Source organism: Staphylococcus sp. MB377, from assembly GCF_001922505.1.
In the GTDB taxonomy this organism is placed as follows: domain Bacteria; phylum Bacillota; class Bacilli; order Staphylococcales; family Staphylococcaceae; genus Staphylococcus; species Staphylococcus haemolyticus.
Genome location: NZ_MAON01000011.1, coordinates 37,360 through 61,516 on the forward strand (window position 1 = coordinate 37,360; position 24,157 = coordinate 61,516).

A 24,157-nucleotide genomic window follows, 5' to 3' on the forward strand; every position below is an offset into this window, starting at 1 on the left:
TAGTAGAAACTCGTCTCATAATTAATTTTAACCATAATTAAATTAAAAATTTTATTAGGAAATTGAAGTTTGACTACTCCACAGTTTAGGTTGATAGTTACATATCATTGTAAGCGTGAACTTTGACAACCATCTCACTTCGACAGATAATTTAATGTAAGCTATAGGTCAACAAGGGAGGTGCCTATATTGACTACGACTAAAGTGGATCCTCGTATTATCAGAACAAAGAAGCTGCTGGTAGAAGCGTTTCAAGAGGTTTCCCGAGAGAAAAAGATGTCACAAATCACTGTTAAAGATATTACTGAACGTGCCACGGTCAATCGTGCTACTTTCTACGCACATTTTACAGATAAATATGATATTCTCAATTACACTTTATCCGAAACAATTTTGAAAGATTTAAATAATACATTATCCGTATCAGATATTATTAATGAAACTGTCATATCAAACCTATTTATTTCTATTGCTAATTATATGGTTGAAGTGCAAGACTCTTGCAAGATGAATAGTGAAACGTTTTGTAACCAAGCCCATCAACGTATTAATAATGAATTAGAAGATATTTTTACCATTATGCTTCGTAATAGCTACCCTGAACAGGATATTGACGTTCTCGTTAATAGTGCTAGTTTTCTAGCTTCAGGATTATGTGGTCTCGCTAGACATTGGCTCGATACCAGTTCGCTTACAGCAGAAGCTTTTATAGATAAAAATTTACCTTTCTTAATTCATCACATCACACACTTGTAATTAAACCTTTAAGGCATTGCCTTAGAGGTTTTTTATGGAAAAAGCTAATCTAATCAACAAATACTGAGCATTGTTGTCTAAGCAACAAGTTTCATAAGCATGTATGTTGCATATTATTTAAATGGGGCGTATATTACATTTATACAACATGTGTTAGTTAGATAATAAGTGTTGTATAAATATTAAATGAAGTTAGGAGGTAAGGACATGTCAGATATTGATGAACACGAGGGATTTAAACGTACGTTTAAAAATAATAAATTGACACTAGGTTTATCCATACCGTTTGATAATAAACAACAAAACAATATTGATTTTGATGAGCAATTGAGACTCGCTCAAAAGGCAGAGTCTTTGGGATTTACAAGTTTGTCTGTGAGAGATAATCCATTGTATAGCCCTCACTTAGGCAACGTTACTACGAATTATGATCCATTCGTCTTTTTAACTTATCTGAGTGCCTTTACCTCAAAGATTGCACTGGGTACTGGTAGTACCGTAGCAACCTTACGACATCCCATTCATCTAGCTAAATCAGCTGCCTCACTTGATCTCATTTCCAATCAACGTTTATTACTCGGTATGGCTACCGGTGATCGCTCTTTTGAATTCCCTGCATTTAAAGTAGACGAAAATGAATTAACAGAACGTTATCAAACAACCATTCACTCACTAAGAGAACTGTGGCAATCACATTCTCCCAAAATCTCAAATTCAATTTTCGAATTATATGAAGATTCAGGGTTACAAGTATTGCCAAAACACCATTCAATTCCAATGTTTGGTACCGGATATTCAAAACAATCAATGGCTTGGCTTCAAGAAAATATGGATGGTTGGCTATTTTACGCACAACCTTTTCAAGATCAAAAGAAATTAGTAGAAGCTTGGCACAGTGGTACCGACCGATTTAAACCGTTTATGAATATTCTAATGATTGATTTATCCCAAAATCCAAATGAAACCGTAAAACCGATTAAATGTGGTTTCCGTACTGGACGTAAAAATTTATTACAAATATTAAAAGCTTATGAATCAATTAATACAAATCATATTATCTTAAGATTTACAAACGATGATCGTGATATCGAAGCATTAATAGAAGAGGTTGGTGTGCACATTGTTCCCCACTTCCCAGCTCATACAAATTAGGAGGAATAAATAATGAGAGAATTATTAGATAGAATTAATCAATTAGCAAATAAAGAAAAAGTTGAAAGTTTGAGTGTTGATGAAAAACAAGAACAACATCAATTAAGACAAGAATATTTAGGTATGATTAGAGGTCAAGTACTTCATACTTTCTCAACGATGAAAGTTTTAGACCCACTTGGCCAAGACGTTACACCTGATAAAGTGTATGACTTAAGAGAAGAATACGGCAACATTCAAGAAAATTAAAATCATATTATCAAGACTTAGGCTGCCCTTAAAGTTCCAACTTTGAGGGTAGCTTTTTTATGTCCATATTTTTGAGTAAAATCCTTAGTTGATCACAGCTCATTTTGTTGAAACCCTTTCCTAGGGAAACTATAAAGTAGTTCTTTGATTTTAATAATTAAAACTACTTAATGAAGTGATCGCTCACTTATGTTCGTTTATGCGACTGATTCTCTATGCCGCTCAACAAATATATTTCATAGTCTATCGTAGAATAATTCAAGCCATAAATGTTTATTTATAAGATACATTCAGGTATAGAATCAAACATCCTAACTTATCACGATAATAATTATGATATTATATAAAATAAATATATAATAATATATAAAACAACTAAGAAAGGGCATACCATGAATAAGGTTAAAAAAGGGTATTTATTTAATATTATTTCCGTAGCAATCCTGTCTTTACCCCCAATATTAAACAAACTTTCACTCAGTGATTTATCATCTATTCAAGCAAATTTTTTTATGCTTTGTTTTCAACTTTAATATTATTAATAACTGTATTACTCGATAAAAGTAAAATAAAAATCTATCCTAACAAATTTATATGGCTCTTAGGTATTACTAATACAATAGGTACTTTACTCCAATATGTAAGTTTAAGTTTGTTAGATCCATTTAGTGTTGGATTATTAGGAAGATTTTATATTATATTTGCGTTGTTTCTTTCAGTGCTCTTTCTAAATGAAACATTGTGCAAAAACGATACCCTTCCTATAATTTTTGCTGTTATAGGTACATTCTTGATTACTCATTTTTCAGGTGATTTTAACAGTATATTAGGTGTGATTGTCGCCCTATCTTATACATTCTTTTTTGCGCTAACGAATATATTAGCTAAAAAGACCGTCAAAGACATTGATTCTAAAACCATCTTACTATACAATCGGGCGACTTCTACTTTGTTGCTTATGAAAGAGTTATACTTTGATTTAGCTGGAAAAGTCCTACCTTATCAGCTTCCAAATATTACTCAATGTGTAGACATGGATAAAATTATATATGGTTCAGATGCACCTTATACAACCGATTAAGTTGTTACGATGTTAGCTGATGAACTTGAAAGAACTGATCTATTATCACATCATGAACTTGAGAAAATGTTCTATGATAATGGCAAACAATTATTAAAAACAATTAAAGAAGATTAATAAGCTTGAGCGGCACGGGTATCACTGTACCTGTACCGCCCATGCTTATTTTTATGCCAATATTTCATCCATTGATCGATTTACGCTACTAGCGTACATTCCACCAAATTTTAGTAAATGGACCATAAATAAATATAGTCTATAAAATTCTAAACGCTTACGAGCACCTTTTCCTGAAGGATAGTGCTTCTCATATTCGTCATAAAATTCTCGGGTAAATCCACCAAATACAGTAGTGATTCCTAAATCAAACTCCCTATCGCCATAAAACGGTGCAGGATCGAATAAAGCGGGGCTACCATCTGTTAAGAACATATAATTGCCACCCCATAAGTCTCCATGCAATAATGACGGTTTACTATTGTGATTTTCTAGTTCATTTACCATCACTGTGCGGACTTGTTCATAGACTTTATTATCTTCGTCATTCCATAATCCTTTCCCCATGAGTTCATCTCTCAAATGATCCATACGACGTTCGACAAAGATTTCACTCCACGAATCAGACCAAGTATTATCAAATGAAATATCTCCACCTTCATGAGGTAAATCAAATCCAAATTTGCCGTCAGATTGTTGCTGGCTATGCATTTTGGCTACTAATTGACCTAGTTTTCGTTGACTACCGGTCGTTCCCTCATCTAAGTAACTCAATATTAAGAAAGCATCACCATTAATTTCACCGCTATCAATCACATGTGGTGCTGTAACACCTGCTTCCTCAAAAGCGTTAAGTCCAGCAATTTCAGCAGCATAGAATGATTTATCACGATTGCGTTGAACTAATAAGAAATACACGTCATCTTCTGTAGTTACTTTGAATGCTTCGTTCACATCTCCACCACTCACCGACTTAATGTCTCGTATATGATTTAATGGTAATTGTTCTTGCCAATCTTTTTTCATGATGTTTCCTCCTTCGAATACATCTTCTCACTTTATTATTATATTTCCTGAAATAGGACTATTTAATCGTTAGCATATATATCCACATTTAAGTTGAGGCAAATTTTTAAACAGTTTCTAAATTAACTATGCAATTATTCTTGAACATGCTAGTCTTAGAGAGGAATGTTTTTTCAATGATATTAAATGAGGATAGTAAGCCTCAAATACAATGAAACAGGAGCATTAAAATGTATAAATTAATTAAACCACTATTATTTAAATTCGACCCTGAAAAAGCGCATGGCATGACCATTGATGCTTTAAAACTTGCCCAAAAACGTCTCTTTTTACTACCTATTATGCACAAAATCTTTAACTATGAAGATCCTTATTTAACACAAACAATTAAAGGTATCACATTTAACAACCCAGTTGGTTTAGCTGCTGGCTTTGACAAATCTTGCGAAGTACCTAAAGCACTTGAAAATGTTGGCTTCGGTGCACTTGAATTAGGTGGCATTACACCTAAACCTCAAGATGGTAATCCAAAACCTCGCATGTATCGTCTAGTTGAAGATAATGCATTAATCAATCGTATGGGCTTTAATAATATTGGTATGAACAGAGCGTTATGGAATTTACGTCGCCATTCATACAATATCCCTGTTGGCTTAAATGTTGGTGTAAATAAAACGACACCTTATAATGAGCGTTATCAAGATTACATTAAAGTAATTGATACGTTTAAAGCTGATGTCTCATTTTTTACAGTTAACATAAGTTCACCAAATACTGAGAATTTACAAAGTTTCCATGATAAAGATGAATTTTCAATGTTATGCAAAGCTTTGAAAGACTTTAAAGCCAATACAGAAGTAAATGTCCCTATTTTCTTAAAATTAACTTCTGATTTAGAACTAGATGGTTTTAAAAATATTCTACCAGCAATCACTGAAACATTTGATGGTATGATTCTAGCGAATACAACTCGTAAGCGTGATGGTCTCACTTCTTCTAATAAAGTAGAAGATGGCGGATTAAGTGGACAACCCCTTTTCAAAAGAAATTTAGAGTTAGTGAAATGGGCATATCAACAAACAAATGGCGAATTCTTAATTATCGGCACAGGCGGTATATTTAGTGCTAAAGATGCCATTCAAATGATGCGAAATGGTGCATCTCTTGTTCAAATCTATTCTTCATTAGTTATTGAAGGTCCTGGTTTGACTAAGAAGATAAATAAAGACATCGCTGCTTACTTAAAGCGACATAATTATAATAACGTGAGTGATATTATTGGATTAGACGCAAAATAATATAGCTTTACTTAATTATAAAAAGTACTATACTTAAGCCAAAGATAACAAGTTTACCGGAGGGGTATACGTATGACTGCAGAAGATAAACATACAAAACAAAATGCAGACCAACCGTCTAAAAGTAAAGAACAGCCATCAAATCAAAATGATAAAGTGCAAAAAGATGACGATAATAGCATTGGTTACAATGGTGAAAAGAAAACTGCACTTGATCTTGAAATCGAACGTGAATTACTTGAAATGATGGAAAATGAAGATCCAGAACCTGAGAAGCAGAAAAAAGGTTTGAAAATTGCAGGTATCCTATCTGCATTTGTGATTGCCATTCTAGCCATTATACGTCTCATTAATCGAACAATATAAAATACGACTCCTAATTTAAAATGATTAAACTTCAAATTAGGAGTCATTTTCTTTAAAATTGTTGTAAAAAATCTTTAGCTTCTTGATTGATTTGTTTAAAATCAATGCCTTGAGCCATCGCAGCGAAGACACATCCACAATAGCATTGTCGAAATATATGATAGTCATTACACATCTCTATTGAACGTTCATAGCCCTTATTTTTCTTGAAGTCACTCGGCAAGTAGCTCACATCATATAAATGTTGTACTTCCATACCCAGTTCATTTATAAGTTGCGCATTCTTTTTAGGTGATAGTGTGAGTGCACTTCCAAAGTAATCATACCCGTATTTCACAGCAGCTTCAGCAACTAGCTCCAACCGCATTTCGAAACATGCCGTACAACGTAACCCACCTTCTGGTTCTTCAGTGAGGCCACGTGATTTTGCCATTTTCATAAATTCATGCGGTTTATATTCCGCTTCAATATATTTAACATTCTTTCCGGTTCTCTCATTAAAATTATAGACAAATTGTTCCTGAACTTTTGCACGTCTTAAATATTCATTTTTAGGATGTATATTGGGATTCGCAAAATAAATTGCCACGTCAGCATATTCCGTTAAATATTCTAACGTATAAGTGCTACATGGCGCACAACAACTATGTAGTAAGAGTTTAGGTCTTAAACCTTCCCTTTCCCATTGATTAATTAATTTTTTCAATACCTTATCGTAGTTAATTTTTTGATTCTTCATTTTAGCAATAATTGGATCAGCTTTTAACATAAAAAATGACTCCTTAAGCATTATATACATTTATTATATAATAATTAAGGAGTTGAATAATAGTTAATATTCTTTTTTTAGCATAATCATATAGTAAATAAACATGATACCGTCGAATAGCACACCAGAAATTGCACATTTGATTAATTGTTCTTTGAAGTTAAACCCATCATTAAAAATATAAGGGAAGATAATCCCCGTAATAATAAACATCATCGTTGCAAAATAAACGACGAAAAACGAGCATTTTATTGCAAGCTTTTTCACCCATTATTTGTATTCTTCAGCTGAATGAGCTTTTAACTCATCTAAACGGTTTCTTCTATTAATCCAAAGAGATACAAACGTTAAAATAACACTCAACGCTAATAAGCATATTGTTCCAAAATCCACTGTTTCTCTCTTCATATCAATAACCAAGCTTATTGTACCTAAGATAACTATTGAAATATATGTCAATAAAAACATAACCGCTAACTTATGTTCAAGCACACATTGCTCACGCTCATCACGACCTGTGGGATTTCGAGTGAACCAATTAAATAAATTTATCCATTTCTTAATCCTCCTCACCATATTCTTTAACAATTTTACCTTTACCAACGAAATAACTTACTACGCCGAAAATTAAAGCAGAAATAAAATTAAATGTTATGAAAAATCCTAATTCAATCTTTTGATCTGAAAAATATAGTCGCGTTAAATTAAGTAGGATCATGATTACACCAAACATAATACCACCGAAAATACTGCCTAACTTATGCTTCTTTAATAATCTTTGATATGCTTCTTTAGAATAAACTCGATTTTCATCTAAATTATTTTTTCGAATGCCTCTCGATAAGAAAATACTAGCAATCGATTCTGAAAGTGATGACGATGAATTATGTTATGTTCATACTTTCGAACAAGATACAGAATTGACTGATAATATGAAATTAAAACTGTGGATAGCCGCAGAAAATGCTGACGATTTAGACATCTTTGCAGGCATTAAAAAGTTAGACCGTCGTGGTAATGAGGTGCATTTTCCTGATTTCAATCATATTGAAAAAGGTCAAGTTGCAACAGGTTGGTTACGCGCTTCTCATCGCGAACTAGATGAAACGAAATCAACAATTGCACAACCATGGCATACACATGAACATGAACAAAAAGTTAGCCCAAATGAAATCGTGCCAATCGAAATAGAATGGTTACCATCTGGTACATTATTTAAAAAAGGTGAGTCATTAGCAGTTGTTGTTAAATGTAACGAAATTATCAAAGGTAATAGCACTCCTTTACCTAATACGAAAACACGTTATGAACACGAAGATACTGTAAACAAAGACAATCACCTTGTTTATACTGGTGGCGATTATGATTCACACCTAATTATTCCAGTAATTGAATAATTATTTAAAGTAACATAAACATTAAGCATATTCTTTTTCTCAATACCTAAAAGCCAGTAAATGAATTATAAAATTCACTTACTGACTTTTAAATTTATATATCATCTACCATTAATATTTATCTCAAGATATCATTAGAGCCAACGCCAAAATAATTGATGTAAAATACCTAAATCATCATATCGATGAATGATAGTTGAACCAAATAAATGTAAGGCAAATCCAATAATTACAAAGAAAATCATTACACTATAGAGACTCGCAAAACGTAACGTATGATTTACACTATACTTTGAAATTAAATACACTGATGATGTTAAAAGTAAAATCACTGAAAAGGCAATCAATATACCACTGAAAATATACAACTCAAGGAAAAACACAATAAATCCTAAAAATAACATACTTACTGATAATGTATTAACTAATATATAATCAGATAAAACCTTTTTAAAGGAAATGCTTTCTACTATCATTAAGCGAATAACGGCGAATGTTACGATAAATAAAAACGCAAGTGCTAGCATAGTAGTTAATACAAATTTCAAGATAATTGTTGCAGTATCAACAAAATAACCATCAAATAAACGTGCTGAAAGTAGGTGTAAAAACATTCCCAATATAAGTAAACCAATAATGACTAATGATGATAGCAAAGTCATACTAAATAACTTATTCCCTTTCATCACTGCATCATGAGAAGTAAAAGCTTGTTTAAAAAATTGCTTACTTTCATTGAAGGTCGATTTCACTTTAATCGTGAATGGACCTTCAGCGTAGCGGTGTTCATAAGACATATATCTATGTGTAAATTCACCACGATCGTACTCACTATGATTCTGTTCTCCATTAATTTGTTCTTGCTTAACAGCTGTAGAATGACTTGTAGATTGAATCTCCGAATTGAATGATTCTGTTGTTGATTGCGTTGATTGAGATAATGAACCATTTAATTTATTACCACAACTACCGCAATATTGATCTCCTTGTTGATATGTCTGACCACAATTTGGACATTGCATTAGGGCTCCCTCCATAAATATAAAATTCTAAGTTATTATACCATTATTTTATATTGTGTCATATATTATATTTTATAAATTAAAAAAGAAAGATGAATTCATTGAAAATTCATCTTTCTTTCATAGGTATGATTATTCAGCTTCTCTAATCTCTGCATCAACATCTGCGTAATCAATTTCTGTTTCTGTAAATGTTTTATTATTAACTGGGAAATGTTGTTTGAATGTTTCGAAATTCTGTATTTCAACAGTTACATCGTCTACTTCAAAGTCTAATACATGACCACCAAAGTTGCGCTCATCATTAGCAAAGTGAATATGGAAACCAGCTGATCCAATACCGTGGAATAATTCTGGAGTAAAGAATCCAATAATTGTTCCTTTAATATCTTCACGCGTTTCCTCTGGTTGTCTACGTGCTGAATCAATTAATCTAGTGTAAGGTGGTTCTTGTTTAGGCATCATTCGTACGTGCATTTTTTTAAAAGTACCACTTATTTTCACTGCAGAGAATAAGTTATCACTTAACATATGTTCTTTAACTTCGTTTAACACTTTTTCAGAATCTTTATTTGAAGTTTGATATGTTTGATCTGCTTCAAAACGAGTAATTGTTGCATATGGCGTCATTTCATCACCATTTAGTTTCTTAAACTCCTTATGCTCGTTAGCATGGAATGCTTCACCATCTAAAAAGATAACCTCACCATTAGAACCTGTTAATGTAGCTAGTCCTGAATCACCATGTTCTAATAGTTCATCGATAGACGCAGTTCCTTCTAATAGACCTGCCATTAATGTACCTAAAGTACCATGTTGATATAATACGTGACTCATTGAATATTCACTCCTATGTTTGTTTGACTAATAATTAATTTAAAGAATCTGGTAATACATTCGTTGATAATTTGATATTGTCTTTATAATTCACTGGGATATCAATTAATACAGGGCCTTCAGTTGCATAGCCTTCTTTTAAAGCCGCTTCTAATTCTTCTTGATTAGTAACACGTAACCCTTTTGCACCGAATGATTCAGCATATTTCACATAATCAACTGGTCCAAATTCAACTCCAGCTGAACGTTTATATTTCATTTCTTCTTGGAACTCTACCATATTATATTTACCGTCATTCCAAATTAATTGGATGATGTTTAAATTTTTGCGTACGGCTGTTTCTAAATCTTGACCTGAGAATAAGAAACCGCCATCTCCAGCTACTGACACAACTTGAGTATTTGGGCGCACTAATGCAGCTGCGATTGCCCAAGGTAAAGCAACACCAAGTGTTTGCATACCATTACTAAATAGTAAATGTCTTGGATTGTAACTTCTAAATTTACGTGCCATCCAAATATAATGGCTACCTACGTCTACAGTAACAGTTGTATCGTCAGTTAGTGTTTTTTGCATTGTTTCAATAATTTCTAATGGATGCATTACGCCATCTTCATGTGTGTACTTGATACCTGTTGCTTCAATGACTTCTGCTCTCAAACGTTCTAAGTCATCTAAACGATTTTGATTAATAATAGGTTCATGCACATTTTCAGATAGGAGTTGAATTGTCCCTGCAATATTACCAATTAATTCTTTTTTAGGGCGTAAAAAGTTAGTGATTTCAGCCTGTACTTCATCAATAACAATGATTTCTGTATCTAATTCTTTATTCCAATTACTTGCTTCGTATTCAATTGGATCATAACCAATTGCAACAACTAAGTCAGCTTTTCTTAATAATTCGTCACCTACTTGGTTACGGAATAAACCGACTCTTCCGAAGAAGTGATTTTCTAATTCACGGTCAAGTACACCGGCACCCTGGAATGTTTCAACAACTGGTAAATTTGATTTAGCAACTAATTGACGAATTGCTTCAGTTTCTTTCTCACTTGAACTTCTCATACCTACTAGCAACACTGGGAATTTCGCATGTTTTATAGCTTTGATAACGTCTTGAATGTCTTCTGAATTTGGAACACCTAGTTGTGGTTGTTCACATAAATCAATTGCATTAGATGTTACTGGAGACTCGATAACATCTTGTGGGATACTAATAAAACTTGCACCATTTTTACCTGAAGTCGCTGTACGAATAGCGTTTGTCATTACTTCAGATAGAGACTCAGGATCTTGTACTTCTGCGCTATATTTCGTAGATGATCTTAAAAGAGAAGCGTTATCTACTGCTTGATGCGTCATACGTAATAAATCGTTACGTTTAACTTGACCACCGATAGCTAACACTGGATCACCTTCTGAAGTCGCTGTTAATAATCCAGTTGTTAAGTTACTTACTCCAGGGCCACTCGTTACTAATGCTACACCTGGTTTACCAGTTAAACGACCGATACCTTGTGCCATCATGGCAGCATTTTGTTCGTGACGTGTCACAATAAGTTCTGGACCATCATCTTCAAGAGCATTAAAGAGATAGTCTATTTTAGCTCCTGGAATACCAAATACGTAATCTACATTATTATTTTTTAAAGTATCAATGACCATGTTTGCAGCAGAATAGTTTTCTTTAGTCATCTGAATTCATATCCTTTCAAGTTCTGTTTTAAAGTTTAATATTAAAAAGAAGCCACCTACATGTCTATTTTTTAAGGGAAAAAGAGGGAAAGACTTAGTTACATGAGTTGTGGCTTCTTTATATTTAAAGTTACTTCATTATTTCATTGTTGCTAGTAATCTCAGTTAGGGATACATATTTAAATGCGAGATGGGAGTCTTCTATCTATGTCAATTGGTGTAATAAATCATAAAGTTCAGCACTATTATGCTAATACAATATAAGGGGATGGATTTACTACACGAAATAGAAGCATTTAAATATGATGTAACTTTACTACATGACTAATTATAGTATGTTCTGAACTATTAATAAAATACATATTTTCGATAGAACCTATTCCATAATGGAATAGGTCAACAAACTTTAATTTTTTAGTAAAATACCACTAAATAAAGGTCTAATTACTTGACTTATTGTGTGTTTTTAGTATGCTAACCCCGACCAAAAGACCACTTTTTATATTTTATGGATAATTTTACTCTTTTTTGTTGTTTTTATTTCTTATTAATCTGTTATAATCAAATCTATCATTTAAAATTTCCTTGTTACACTCTGTCATTTTATAAAAAGTAAGAAAACTTAAAATTTTCAGAAATTTTAGACAAAAATACAAAGTTTTGTGCTAATATAATAAATATTCTAGAGATAACAAGCTAATCTTATAACTCAATATATTAAGTAAGTGGAGGTTCATGATTATGGCCAGTTTTTTCAAAAATTTAACTCGAAAAGAAGATCCCACAATCTATCAAAATAAAGATGGTCATTTAAAACGTACATTACGCGTTCGAGATTTTCTTGCATTAGGTGTTGGTACGATTGTATCAACTGCAATTTTTACATTGCCTGGCGTTGTAGCCGCTGAACATGCAGGCCCTGCCGTTGCATTATCATTCTTACTTGCAGCGATTGTTGCAGGTTTAGTTGCCTTCTCATATGCCGAAATGGCATCAACAATGCCTTTCGCCGGTTCAGCTTATTCTTGGATTAACGTTTTATTTGGAGAATTTTCAGGTTGGGTCGCAGGTTGGGCACTTTTAGCTGAATACTTTATTGCCGTAGCCTTTGTAGCATCCGGATTCTCTGCCAATTTAAGAGGACTCGTATCACCATTAGGTATCGTATTGCCTAAAGCATTATCGAATCCATTCGGAGCTGGTGGTGGTGTGATTGATATTATCGCTGCTGTTGTAATCATTATTACTGCAATCATTTTATCACGTGGTATGACTGAAGCAGCACGTGTAGAAAACGTCTTAGTTATCTTAAAAGTATTTGCAATCGTATTGTTCATTATCGTAGGTTTAACTGCTATCCAAGCATCTAACTATGTTCCGTTTATTCCAGAACATAAAGTGACTGAAAATGGTGATTTCGGTGGTTGGCAAGGTATTTATGCTGGGGTTTCTATGATTTTCTTAGCTTATATTGGATTTGATTCAATCGCAGCCAACTCTGCAGAAGCTATCAACCCACAAAGAACAATGCCTCGTGGTATTCTTGGTTCATTAGCTGTCGCTTTAGTATTATTCGTAGGTGTAGCTTTAGTATTGGTTGGTATGTTCCATTATTCTAAATACGCTGGTAATGCTGAACCTGTAGGTTGGGCACTTCGTCAAAGTGGCCACGGTATTATTGCTGCTGTCATTCAAGCTATTTCAGTAATCGGTATGTTCACCGCTTTAATTGGTATGATGTTAGCAGGATCACGTTTATTATATTCATTTGGTCGTGATGGTTTATTACCACCTTGGTTATCAAAATTAAACCATAAACATCTACCAAACAGAGCACTTTTAATCCTAACTATTATTGGTGTATTAATTGGTTCAATGTTCCCATTTGCATTCTTGGCACAACTTATCTCAGCAGGAACATTAGTCGCATTTATGTTTGTGTCTCTTGCAATGTATCGTTTAAGAAAACGTGAAGGTAAAGATTTACCTGAACCATCGTTTAAAGTACCATTCTTCCCTGTACTACCAATAATCACATTTATTTTAGTATTACTTGTATTCTGGGGATTAAGTTTCGATGCTAAACTATATACTTTAATTTGGTTCGTTGTTGGTATCATAATCTATTTAAGTTATGGTGTTCGACATTCTAAGAAAAATGAAGAAGAGGACTACGTCGTACCAAAAGATTAATACAAATGAAAAAGCACCTGTCTCATCGATTGAGATAGGTGCTTCTTTTCGTGTTACCAGCCTTGACCATCAATATTATAATTATTCAGTTGTCCATCTTGTAACGCTTGCAATGCATTCTCTATTGTATTTAAAGCATAATCTAATTGTTCATACGTAATAACTAATGGTGGTTGGAAACGTAGTACATTACCAGCTACTGCAATCAATACAAGACCATGATCAAAACAATAATTACATATTTTAAGTGCTTCTTCAGAAGCTCTCGTCTTAGCTTGTTTATTTGATACGATATCAATACCAATTGATAAACCTTTACCACGCACATCTCCAACGAAATCATAATCATTCACCCATTGATCCATTCGCTTGCGCACGTAAGCCCCTTTTTCAGAACTAGCAGTTAATAAATCTTCATCTTCAATCATACCTAATGTAGCTAAAGCCGCTTCACAACTTACAGGATTCGCACCAGTTGTAAATAGATGTGCCGGTGCCTCAAGTGTCTCTATGATTTCTTTACGACCAACAATAGCAGACATCGGTAATCCACCTGCTAGTGATTTACCAAATGTAATTAAATCCGGTGTGAAATTAAAGTGATCAATTGAACTCCATGTACCAGTTCGCCCTAACCCCTGTTGAATATCGTCTACAGCAATTAGAATACCATGTTCACGGCATAACGCTTCTAATGCCTCAAAGTAACCATCTACAGGTTCTAATAGACCTCCGTCACCTTGGATTGTTTCTACAACAATACAAGCCACTTCTTCCGCTGGCACATATTTCGCAAACATTTCTTTTAATGGTGCAAGATACTCTTCAACTGTATTTGCATTTGGCTGCTCATACATCCCTCTATATTTATCAGGGAATGGAATATGATAAAATCCATTCAATAATGGTCCATAATGTTTGCGCATATTTAAACTAATGGCAGACATGGATAATGATCCAAATGTTGACCCATGATATGCATTTGTAAAACTAATAATGTAAGGGCGTCCCGTATAAGCTCTCGCAAATTTTATAATACCGTCATTCGCATCAGACCCACTTAATCCAAACGTTACACGTTTTTCATAGTCACCTGGAGCAATTTCACAAAGCTTTTTAGATAATTTCACTGCTGGTTCATGATACATATATGCTGGTGTATAATGAATAAATTTCTCAGCTTGTTTCTTAATCGCTTCAGTAACTGGTTTAGGTGCGTGTCCTACATTTTGTGAACTTGCATTTGATAATAAATCAATATATTCTTTACCATCCACATCTACTAGTGTCGCACCATAACCATGGTCAATGGCTAATGGATAGTATTTTATTCTCCCTGATGCGGCGAAGTATTTCCCATCTTCATTAATTAATTCCTCTGCTTTACTCATATCGGCTCATCCTCCCAAGATAGACCATCCCTTTTGTTTCCCTCTATTTGAAAAGTTCTCCGGCCCTCTAAATAAACACTATTTAAGTGATAATATTGAATATATTACTAATAATTGTCAGATTTGTAAATATTTTCTGAATAATCAAAAATAATTAAAGTTTATAATTTTTGGTATTTATTATTTTCTTTTTAAAAAGACCCCACAAAGCTATTACTTTGCGGGTAGTTTAATATGGATAATTATTTACTTTCGTATGGAATTACATCGTCTCCATATTCTTTCTTAATATAATCTTTAATTTCTTTCGATTGCATAACTTTTAATAATTCTTGGAACTTTTTATCTTTTTTATGTCCTTCTTGTACAGCAATAATATTGGCAAACGGAGATGATTTACCTTCCATAACAATTGCATCTTTAGAAGGTTTCAAACCATTATCGATGGCATAGTTAGAATTCATAATCACTGCTGCTCCTTCACCGTTTTTATATGTCTTTGGTAAAAACTCAGCCCCTTGTTGATGATTGAATTTTAAATTCTTTTTATTTTCAGCGATATCTTCAAACTTAGCATCTTCAATTTTGACACCTTTTTTCAACTTAATGAGACCTTCATCTACAAAGAATGATAAAAATCGTCCTTCTTCCGCTGGATTATTTGAAACATAAATCGTTGAACCTTCAGGAATATCTTTTAGATTTTTATATTTTTTACTGTATACGCCCATTGGAGTTGTAAATACTTTACCTAATTCTTCTATTTTATATCCATGACTCTTCTTTTCAGCTTTTAAATAAGGTACATGTTGGAAGAAGTTCGCATCTACATCACCTTTATCTAATAGTTTATTTGGCACTTTATAATCATTGACCTCTTTAACTTCTAAATCATAACCTTTTTTCTTTAATTGTTCTTTAGCTTTCTTCAACACATCTCCATGGGGTGCAGGTGAAGCAGCAACCGTGATTTTTTTATTATCCTCTTTATCTTTGCCACATCCAGCTAATACAATAACTAAAACTAAAATACTTATAACACTTAACCATTTTTTCATGTATATCGACACCTCTTTTTTAATAATGATTCAATTACACTTCAACTCTTAAATAGTTAGAAGACATAAAAAAATACTTTCTATTATTTAAGAGAAAGTATCGATACACTTTCTCTTATCTCTTAAAGTATTGTCTACTTTATGTGAATTAGCACCATTTCGTTAAACGACGGTTGCTGGGCTTCTTAGGGCACATCCCTCCACCACTCTTGATAAGAGTTAACAAGTTTTATTGAATTGTTATTATATTAGCATTGGATAGTGTTTGAGTCAATATCATTTTTTAAATATTCTAAATTTTTAAAATGTGTGATTTCCTTCGTCATAGGGAATAGCTTGTTAAACTCATTTGAAGGATGGATAATTATGATACGATACGGCTACCACTTTCTTAGTGCATTACTGATTAGCATTTTATTATTGCTTATCATGTTTACTATGGATGTCGTAACACACACGACGCACCTAACCTTGTTATTAATCAATATCGATTTCATTGCTGACCCAAATCAAACACCACTGATTTTAGAACTATTGATTCATATTGTCATTGGATTTTTAATTTACATCACATTTCTAATTATTTATAAATTTTTCAAACCTTTTTACAAAATAAGTTATTTATTACTGATCATCATTTTTCTAATATTATATCCATTACTTATTCTATTGGCACAACGTTCATTTTTTCAATTTAGTTGGACAGAATACGGTTTATGGATGATTGCACATTTAATTTTCACTGTTTGCATGGCATGGTCTATCCCTTACTTTTCTAAAAAGAAATGGTAAGTTAGCATCATTAAATTTAGTATCACGATTACTTATATTCATAAAAACTTTAATATTGTAAATCTAACTTTACAAATATGTCATTCTTTAAGCTAATTTAAAGTTTCAATATGGTTTACTTTAAACCCCTATTTTAATTAATTCTGAGTGTTACACTAAGGCTGTAAAAGATAAATAATGAAATGGGGTTTTCATTGTGATGAAGGTTTCTCTATTTGCGTCAACACTTATTTCAAGTACAGTATTATTAACTGCTTTTAGTGGACATCAAGCTTTTGCTGCTGATATCGTTACTAAGAATAACGCACAAGAAGTTGCTTCAGAGGCGTTATCAAATAGTGGAGGTAATCCAGATTTACAAAACTTTGGAAAAGTAATCGACAAAGGGGACTATTTTGAAATTAAAAGCCATAATAAAGCAAATGCTGGTTTAGGGGTTTATAAAGTTCATAAAAATGGCCAAGTCGAATATAAAAATGATAAATATAGTAACTTTAATCAACTTCAAAGTGGAGAAACATATGTTGAACACGGTATTGCAAATGCTGCTGAATTAGATGATCTAAAGGAAGAAGCATCTAAAATTAATTCTGTAGATTGTGCGCGTGAATTAAATTCATATTATGTCGGTAACGTTAAATCTAACGAAGTGCCTTCGTCTCAATCAGTAAAAAAACAAGGTAACCATAATAGCACAAATGCTCAATCTTCATTACCTGAAACTGGTCATTCAGACAGTGAACAATCCATTCAATTATTAGGTAGCATTTTCTTATTACTAGGCGGTGCGTTAGTAGCTAAACAATCTCATAAAAAAATCTCATAGAAAAAACGAGATGACTTCAAAGTCATCTCGCCTTTTTTGTTATTGATTGCTGTTCCCATTCTCTTCAGTACTATCTTTTTTATTGTCGTCTTTATTGTCTTGCTGTTTTGTATCTTGCTCTACACCTTCTGGGTCACGTTCTTTCGCGCTACCTTTTTTAGGATTATAGTTTGCACCTTCAGTATATTCGTTCCCCGCATTCCATAGTAAGAACTCATTCACACCATTATCTTTTAAAGCCTGAACTTGTTCAGATACTGCTTTGGCATCATAATCAATATAATTACCATCACCTAAATATGATGCTGTGAAATCTTGAATCCATGGACGAGAAATTGGTTTTTTCTTACCTAGTGAATCTAGTAAACTATTTTCTTTTTGAATGTATCGATTTACTGTTTTGTACGGTTCTGTATCCGGAGCATCTAAACCAAAGTCACCGTTACTCCAATGTGAAGGATAAATCATTGATGAAATCGCATCTACATTTTCAGACATTTTAGGGAAACTTTGACCAATGCCTGGTGCGTTTTTAACTAATGCAGAATAGCCAAATACGTCTGCCGATACGTTAACACCCATTGGTTTCAACTCTTTATTAGCATGTTCTAAGAATTTTGTAATTGTATCAACACGTTGATCACCTGAACTTAACTTGCTATTTTTGTAGTCACCCTTACTATAAGTTAAACTGTCTGCTTCATTTTCAAAGCCTTCTGGGAAACGCACATAGTCAAATTGGATATCTTGGAATCCAGTTTTAGCTGCTGCTTTAGCGACAGTAATATCATAATCCCATACTTCCTTCATGAATGGGTTAACAAAGCTATCGCCTTTACCATTAGTCCAAACTGACCCATCACTTTCTTTAAATGACCACTCAGGATGTTCTTCAGCTAATTTAGTATCCTTAAATGTAACGATACGAGCAATTGGATAAATATTGTTATTATGCAATTTTTCCAACAATTTCTTACCATCTACAATATCTAATGTGTTCTTATCTACTTGTTTATTTCCAGTGTTAAGTTTCATTGTGATATTACCTTCATCATCTTTAACATCGATAACCATTGTATTTAATTTAGAATCTTTAATGAACTTAATTAATTCATCAATCTTATCGCCTTGTGTCGAATTGCTTGTGACATAAATACCTTTAACGCCATCTTTAGGGTAATCGACTTTATTCTCATTCTTGTTTTTGTCATTATTCTTTTTTAATTTCTCGCTTTGACTGTTAGTTTGTTCGTTCTTCTGGCTGTCCCCTTTTTGCCCGCTACTAGATGAATTATCACCATTACTGCACGCAGCGAGTAACAAAGCACTTGTTGTTAATACAGCAAATATTTTGTTCTTTTTCATTCCTTTAGTCTCCGAATATGCTTTATATGTATAATTAGGCTCTCATTATTTAGAATAGTAAGCGATTTAAATAGTTTAATTATCCTAAATAAGAGAACCTAACTTTCTTATAGAATAGCATATTTTATGTACTATTAATCAATATGGCAAAATTTTATATAATAAATTATCTAATATTTGCATACATTTAATTTTTTAAAATTAATGATACCCTGATTATGTTACAAGAGTTCTGAGATGAGAATTGTCCATCACGCATAAAAATAGAGTGTATAGAAAATAGTTACTTTCTATACACTCTATTTTTCATATTAAACTAGTTATAAATTGTTAAATCTTTATATTCATCATCAAGGAGCTTTTTTAATAGAACTTCTATATTATCTTCGCAACAATAAAGACCATCTTTTACATTTAATTCTGTATCTTTATCAGAATTCGTTAACCAAATGGCAGCCATATTAACATTTAACGCTCCCATGATGTCATTTCTATAAGAATCTCCTATAAACAAGCACTCTTCAGGATTAACGTTTAATCTAGACGTGACATTTAAAAATGCTTTAGGATAAGGCTTTTCGCAACCTATATTTTCAGATATAAAAATATTCTTCTCAAAAATTGTTCTAATATCGAGATTATCAATTTTAGTGTTCTGTTCTTTAATCTTTCCATTAGTAAGTATGGCGATGTTTACATTTTCTTTCAAGGTCATAAGTAAATCATTCATTTTTCTATTAACAGTTATACTAGACAGTAGCTTAGTAAAAAAGGATTCGAAATACTCGTTAGCTTCTTCGCGAGAAATATTTATATCAAAATGCTGTAAAGTTTTAATTAGTCTTAACTCTCGCAATTCATCTAAGGTAATAACCCCTTCATCATGCTGTTTCCAAAAGTATAAATCATATTTTTTAAATAATTTCATAAAGTCACTATAATCTATATCTTTAAACAACGTATACGTTTCAAACGTATCTTTATTCGCTTTTATCCATAATTTATTAAAAGAAAATAGCGTATTATCTAAATCAAAAATAACCAATTTAACTTTTTTAATCATTACTCACACGCCTTTTTAAATGAATGAAGGGTTCAAAAACTCCCTACTTTAAAATAAATGATAACATAAAACGAACTATCATTCACATTTCATATAAATAGTTCGTTTTTATGTCGTTAATAATAAGAAACTATGTTAAATATTTGTAGGTATTTTTTAAACTAATGACCATCTTAATGATTATGTTATAAGTTTTTGAGACTTGAATTACTTATAACCCATTTAATATGATCTTGCGTTTTCAATTGTTGTAACTTGATGAATTCATTATTATTTTCAGGAAATTGCCACACATATTTTATAAATTCAAAACTAATTGTATTCGGATTACCCCCAATACGATGACGTTTCAAATTGTGAATAATCACCCTTTTTATGACACGGTAAATACACTTCCATCTAGGTTCTTTTAACCATATAACGTCAGTTGCTCTCTTCAACCTTAAAGGTAGTGTGTCCGAATAATTACCATCAATAATCCAAGTATTTTTAGCAATAATTTGATTAAGCTGTTCAATTAATTCTTCTTGACTAATCGTCGTTTTGTTATCAATCCAATTGATGTTATCCATATGATATAAAGGTATGCCATACATTTTATGTAAATGATGAGCTAATGTCGATTTACCAGAGCCTGGACTTCCAATAATTAAAATACGTTTTTCCATTTTCCCCTCACTTAATAAGATTTATTTACTTTATTATCGCTAAATACGTCTAATTTATGAAACTATAAACTGTAAAATATGAATTTTCAATAAATATAAGTTTTATAACTTGAGAATGATCTTTATTTTTATCATAATAAATATGAAAGTTAATTAAAGGAGTGGAAAGAGTAATGAATAAAGAACAATTAGAAAAAATGACAAATGGGAAAGGTTTTATCGCAGCATTAGACCAAAGTGGCGGTAGTACTCCTAAAGCATTAAAAGAGTATGGTGTAAACGAGGACGAATATAGCAATGATGACGAAATGTTCCAACTTGTGCACGATATGCGTACTAGAGTTGTAACTTCACCTTCATTCTCTCCAGACAAAATTTTAGGTGCTATCCTTTTCGAACAAACTATGGATCGTGAAGTTGAAGGCAAATACACTGGTGACTACTTAGCAGACAAAGGTGTTGTACCTTTCTTAAAAGTCGACAAAGGTTTAGCTGAACAACAAAACGGTGTTCAATTAATGAAACCTATCGATGATTTAGACGATACTTTAGACCGTGCGGTTGAACGTCATATCTTCGGTACTAAAATGCGTTCTAATATCTTAGAATTAAATGAACAAGGTATCAAAGATGTTGTTGAACAACAATTTGAATTCGCTAAAAAAATCATTGCTAAAGGTTTAGTACCAATCATTGAACCTGAAGTTAACATTAACGCTAAAGATAAAGCTGAAATTGAAGAAGTATTAAAAGCTGAACTTAAAAAAGGCTTAGATGCTTTAAACGATGATCAATTAGTAATGTTAAAATTAACTATCCCAACTAAAGCTAACTTATACAAAGAATTAGCAGATCATCCAAATGTTGTACGCGTGGTTGTATTATCAGGTGGTTACAGCAGAGACGAAGCTAACAAATTATTGAAAGACAATGATGAATTAATCGCAAGCTTCTCACGTGCATTAGCAAGTGACTTACGTGCTAGCCAATCACAAGAAGAATTTGATAAAGCATTAGGTGACGCAGTAGATTCTATCTACGACGCATCAGTAAATAAAAACTAAGGTGCGCAGAAAAGCGTTCAGATCGTGAGCAATAACGAGCTATGAACAAAAATCGCTCTTTGATTTTAGCGATTAGCGTATTATTGTCGAACGATCTGCTTTTCGTAGCCCGTTTATCATTCCGGCGAAGTGCTCTACAACTTCACTCGAATATTTAAAAGCCGACTGGTTATTTCAACCGGCCGGCTTTTCTAATATTCACTATTTATAGAAACGTTCTAATTTTTGTTTAGTTTCCTCAATAAATACATTTAATTCTTTTTGTTTTTCTTCATCTTGTAATGCGCTTTGACTTGCTTTCATAAATCCATGAAATAATCCTTGTAATTGTTCACGAGATGCTTTCATCTGTTCAAAATCTACATTTTTAAATTGTTCTAAGCGTTTTGTAAATTCATCTTGGTCTACATTCTCTTTTAAAAAAGTTTTACCTTCATCTGTAATTGTGTAGATTTTTTTGTTACCTTCTTTAGAAATCGATACAAAGTCTCTATCTTCCAACATTTGTAATATGGGATAAACTGAACCAGGACTCGGTGAATAGAATCCTTTGAAACGTTCTTCTAAATCCTTAATGATTTGATAACCATGACGTGATTCCTCTTCTAACATTTGTAAAATTATAAATTGTAAATTTCCCTTTTTGAAGAATCTATCTCGACCTCCACCACGGCGTCCAAAACCACCAAATCTCTCAAATCCTTGTGGCCCTTTACTTCTACCAAATTGTTCAAAATGATCCATTCTTTGTCTTATATCTTGCATATGTCTTCTAAACATCATTAAAATCACCTTTTTTTATTTAATTAATTACTTTTTCGATATATCGTTATGTTTTTTAACAAAATAAATACCACCCCAACAAACCCTGTCAGAATAGTATTTACGATTATTCTTCATCATTAAATTCCTCGTTTGTGAGTTGCTCGAGATTACCGAATAATGGTTTCCACTCTTCAATGGTATAATTTGAAACCAATCCCTTATACCAAAATGGATCTTTCTCAAGTAATGTCATTAATTCGTCTCGATTTTTAACTTTAAATATTAAATAAGCTTCTTTTATATCTTTCCGCGCATTCACTGTAGGACCAGAAACGATTAAATGTCCTTGTTTGATTAATTTCTTCAAATATAAAACATGTGGAACAACGTACTTTTTCCATCTTTTTAAATCAGTGTGTTCAAATTTTACGATGTAGTGTTTCATCGAATGCCTCCTCTAAACGTGAATCAATACTTTACCAAATTTACCCCCCCAGTGATAACAGGTATGGTATCGCCATATTTATCTCGTAAATAGTGTTCTACGCTTGCAAGTTGCTGTTCATCTAGTTCTACTTCTACTTCTTTTAACCATTGTGGCAATTGTTGCATCACATCTTCAATTGGTTTGTCATTATGTTGCGTATGGCGTTCGATTAATGTTTCATAAGTATAATCATTAAAGTATAACAACTGTAATAAATAATACATATCCGCCGTCATAGGTTGACTTTCTTCGTCTAAAAATGCCACGACTTCATCGACAATTGAGTTTTCCTTAGGTCCTGCAATTAAACTGACATAAACAAATTTCTGTGCAATATCGATTGCCTTGCTAACCGCTTCCCACGTAGTCACTGCTGGACACATTGACGCAAAAACTAAATCATGCTGCCCTAATTCTTCTAGTTGAGCATCTTCAAACGATTGATTTAATGTTTTAAGTGTTACACCGTAATGATTTGCATTATCTTTTAACATGTCATGTAAAATTGGCGATGGTTCCAACGCTGTAACTTTAGCACCTTCTTTAGCAAACGGGACACTAAACACTCCTGACGCAGCCCCTACATCTAATACACTTAAATTACTAAATCGACCTGTTTGTTGCTCAATCCAATTCATAATCCGTTTCGTACGGTGCTGGCTTTCTTCAGTAAAAGAATTTTTATTAAAGTTTTCTGCCCACTTTTCAAAACCTGGTGTCGATGGATCACCTAAACCTGCACGTTTCATCCTTTTATCCTGAGTATTAGGGTCATCTTCCCACGCTTTCTCCCAATATTGATTACTAAATATATCTTTTGTCATAAGTAATCTCCT

The 24,157-nt window shown here is 32.7% G+C and carries 24 protein-coding genes, 2 pseudogenes and 1 riboswitch; of the genes and pseudogenes, 11 read left to right on the forward strand and 15 right to left on the reverse strand.

Features of this window, described 5'->3' with window-relative positions; all coding sequences use genetic code 11:
* Positions 1–189: 189 nt before the first annotated feature.
* From BB045_RS02210 to BB045_RS02225, 4 genes and pseudogenes are all read left to right on the forward strand, one after another.
* The gene (locus BB045_RS02210; protein ID WP_037551553.1) at positions 190–756 is read left to right on the forward strand and encodes a TetR/AcrR family transcriptional regulator; all 567 of its coding nucleotides are present in this window, start codon (positions 190–192) and stop codon (positions 754–756) included.
* Between the two features lie 207 nt (positions 757–963).
* On the forward strand, positions 964–1,908 hold the full coding sequence (locus tag BB045_RS02215) for an LLM class oxidoreductase (RefSeq protein WP_070580969.1): 945 nt from the start codon (positions 964–966) through the stop codon (positions 1,906–1,908).
* Positions 1,909–1,920: 12 nt separating this feature from the next.
* Positions 1,921–2,157: a DUF896 domain-containing protein gene (locus tag BB045_RS02220; protein WP_070580971.1), complete on the forward strand. Its 237-nt coding sequence runs from the start codon at positions 1,921–1,923 to the stop codon at positions 2,155–2,157.
* A 392-nt stretch (positions 2,158–2,549) separates the two neighbouring features.
* A pseudogene (locus BB045_RS02225) lies at positions 2,550–3,115 on the forward strand (EamA family transporter); the annotation flags it as partial.
* 291 nt (positions 3,116–3,406) lie between these two features.
* Here the strand turns inward: BB045_RS02225 and BB045_RS02230 are convergent.
* Complete coding sequence (locus BB045_RS02230) at positions 3,407–4,261, reverse strand: fructosamine kinase family protein (protein WP_070440856.1); 855 nt, start codon at positions 4,259–4,261, stop codon at positions 3,407–3,409.
* Between the two features lie 230 nt (positions 4,262–4,491).
* Between BB045_RS02230 and BB045_RS02235 the strand changes: the two genes are divergently transcribed.
* A complete protein-coding gene (locus BB045_RS02235; protein WP_070580974.1) occupies positions 4,492–5,559 on the forward strand; it encodes a quinone-dependent dihydroorotate dehydrogenase in 1,068 nt (355 codons plus the stop codon).
* A gap of 72 nt (positions 5,560–5,631) precedes the next feature.
* Positions 5,632–5,925, forward strand: a complete 294-nt coding sequence (locus tag BB045_RS02240) for a hypothetical protein (RefSeq protein ID WP_070440861.1) — start codon at positions 5,632–5,634, stop codon at positions 5,923–5,925.
* Between the two features lie 52 nt (positions 5,926–5,977).
* Here the strand turns inward: BB045_RS02240 and BB045_RS02245 are convergent, their stop codons facing one another.
* From BB045_RS02245 to BB045_RS12095, 3 genes are all read right to left on the reverse strand, one after another.
* The gene (locus BB045_RS02245) at positions 5,978–6,694 is read right to left on the reverse strand and encodes an epoxyqueuosine reductase QueH (RefSeq protein WP_070440864.1); all 717 of its coding nucleotides are present in this window, start codon (positions 6,692–6,694) and stop codon (positions 5,978–5,980) included.
* Between the two features lie 270 nt (positions 6,695–6,964).
* Positions 6,965–7,186, reverse strand: a complete 222-nt coding sequence (locus BB045_RS12270) for a hypothetical protein (RefSeq protein WP_240565834.1) — start codon at positions 7,184–7,186, stop codon at positions 6,965–6,967.
* 67 nt (positions 7,187–7,253) lie between these two features.
* Positions 7,254–7,427, reverse strand: a complete 174-nt coding sequence (locus BB045_RS12095) for a hypothetical protein (protein ID WP_176743868.1) — start codon at positions 7,425–7,427, stop codon at positions 7,254–7,256.
* Positions 7,428–7,554: 127 nt separating this feature from the next.
* Here BB045_RS12095 and BB045_RS02255 point away from each other — a divergent pair.
* Positions 7,555–8,091 (forward strand): annotated as a pseudogene (locus tag BB045_RS02255) (CocE/NonD family hydrolase C-terminal non-catalytic domain-containing protein); the annotation flags it as partial.
* Positions 8,092–8,225: 134 nt separating this feature from the next.
* On the opposite strand, the gene BB045_RS02260 reads toward BB045_RS02255, so the two are convergent.
* The 3 genes from BB045_RS02260 to alsS form a co-directional block, all read right to left on the reverse strand.
* On the reverse strand, positions 8,226–9,113 hold the full coding sequence (locus tag BB045_RS02260; RefSeq protein WP_075140443.1) for a zinc ribbon domain-containing protein: 888 nt from the start codon (positions 9,111–9,113) through the stop codon (positions 8,226–8,228).
* Positions 9,114–9,245: 132 nt separating this feature from the next.
* Positions 9,246–9,950, reverse strand: coding sequence for an acetolactate decarboxylase (gene budA / locus BB045_RS02265; RefSeq protein WP_070440875.1), 705 nt, complete (start codon positions 9,948–9,950; stop codon positions 9,246–9,248).
* Between the two features lie 34 nt (positions 9,951–9,984).
* The gene (alsS, locus tag BB045_RS02270) at positions 9,985–11,649 is read right to left on the reverse strand and encodes an acetolactate synthase AlsS (RefSeq protein WP_070580978.1); all 1,665 of its coding nucleotides are present in this window, start codon (positions 11,647–11,649) and stop codon (positions 9,985–9,987) included.
* A 741-nt stretch (positions 11,650–12,390) separates the two neighbouring features.
* Here alsS and BB045_RS02275 point away from each other — a divergent pair.
* The gene (locus tag BB045_RS02275) at positions 12,391–13,842 is read left to right on the forward strand and encodes an APC family permease (protein WP_070580980.1); all 1,452 of its coding nucleotides are present in this window, start codon (positions 12,391–12,393) and stop codon (positions 13,840–13,842) included.
* Between the two features lie 53 nt (positions 13,843–13,895).
* On the opposite strand, the gene BB045_RS02280 is transcribed toward BB045_RS02275, so the two are convergent.
* The gene (locus tag BB045_RS02280; RefSeq protein ID WP_075140444.1) at positions 13,896–15,233 is read right to left on the reverse strand and encodes an aspartate aminotransferase family protein; all 1,338 of its coding nucleotides are present in this window, start codon (positions 15,231–15,233) and stop codon (positions 13,896–13,898) included.
* A gap of 242 nt (positions 15,234–15,475) precedes the next feature.
* Positions 15,476–16,291, reverse strand: a complete 816-nt coding sequence (locus BB045_RS02285) for a MetQ/NlpA family ABC transporter substrate-binding protein (RefSeq protein ID WP_033079716.1) — start codon at positions 16,289–16,291, stop codon at positions 15,476–15,478.
* 112 nt (positions 16,292–16,403) lie between these two features.
* A riboswitch (SAM riboswitch) is annotated at positions 16,404–16,510 on the reverse strand.
* Between the two features lie 147 nt (positions 16,511–16,657).
* Here BB045_RS02285 and BB045_RS02290 point away from each other — a divergent pair.
* Both BB045_RS02290 and BB045_RS02295 read left to right on the forward strand, forming a co-directional pair.
* Positions 16,658–17,083 carry a hypothetical protein gene (locus BB045_RS02290; RefSeq protein ID WP_016930668.1) on the forward strand — a complete coding sequence of 142 codons (426 nt, stop codon included), beginning with the start codon at positions 16,658–16,660 and terminating at the stop codon, positions 17,081–17,083.
* Positions 17,084–17,282: 199 nt separating this feature from the next.
* Positions 17,283–17,909 (forward strand): LPXTG cell wall anchor domain-containing protein, encoded by a 627-nt coding sequence (locus tag BB045_RS02295; RefSeq protein ID WP_210423035.1) that lies wholly within the window; start codon positions 17,283–17,285, stop codon positions 17,907–17,909.
* Positions 17,910–17,948: 39 nt separating this feature from the next.
* Here BB045_RS02295 and BB045_RS02300 read toward each other — a convergent pair whose 3' ends face one another.
* The 3 genes from BB045_RS02300 to BB045_RS02310 form a co-directional block, all read right to left on the reverse strand.
* Positions 17,949–19,274: a putative glycoside hydrolase gene (locus BB045_RS02300; RefSeq protein ID WP_075140445.1), complete on the reverse strand. Its 1,326-nt coding sequence runs from the start codon at positions 19,272–19,274 to the stop codon at positions 17,949–17,951.
* Between the two features lie 316 nt (positions 19,275–19,590).
* A complete protein-coding gene (locus BB045_RS02305) occupies positions 19,591–20,337 on the reverse strand; it encodes an HAD family hydrolase (RefSeq protein ID WP_033079713.1) in 747 nt (248 codons plus the stop codon).
* 185 nt (positions 20,338–20,522) lie between these two features.
* Positions 20,523–21,005, reverse strand: coding sequence for an AAA family ATPase (locus tag BB045_RS02310; RefSeq protein WP_070580985.1), 483 nt, complete (start codon positions 21,003–21,005; stop codon positions 20,523–20,525).
* A 173-nt stretch (positions 21,006–21,178) separates the two neighbouring features.
* On the opposite strand from BB045_RS02310, the gene BB045_RS02315 reads away from it, so the two are divergent.
* Positions 21,179–22,069: a fructose bisphosphate aldolase gene (locus BB045_RS02315; protein ID WP_011274776.1), complete on the forward strand. Its 891-nt coding sequence runs from the start codon at positions 21,179–21,181 to the stop codon at positions 22,067–22,069.
* A 201-nt stretch (positions 22,070–22,270) separates the two neighbouring features.
* Here the strand turns inward: BB045_RS02315 and BB045_RS02320 are convergent, their stop codons facing one another.
* From BB045_RS02320 to BB045_RS02330, 3 genes are all read right to left on the reverse strand, one after another.
* Positions 22,271–22,849: a PadR family transcriptional regulator gene (locus BB045_RS02320; protein WP_049395432.1), complete on the reverse strand. Its 579-nt coding sequence runs from the start codon at positions 22,847–22,849 to the stop codon at positions 22,271–22,273.
* Positions 22,850–22,958: 109 nt separating this feature from the next.
* Positions 22,959–23,279 (reverse strand): YciI family protein, encoded by a 321-nt coding sequence (locus tag BB045_RS02325; protein ID WP_033079711.1) that lies wholly within the window; start codon positions 23,277–23,279, stop codon positions 22,959–22,961.
* Positions 23,280–23,302: 23 nt separating this feature from the next.
* Entirely contained in the window at positions 23,303–24,145 is an 843-nt protein-coding gene (locus tag BB045_RS02330) for a class I SAM-dependent methyltransferase (protein WP_142236919.1), read from the reverse strand.
* Positions 24,146–24,157: the final 12 nt, after the last annotated feature.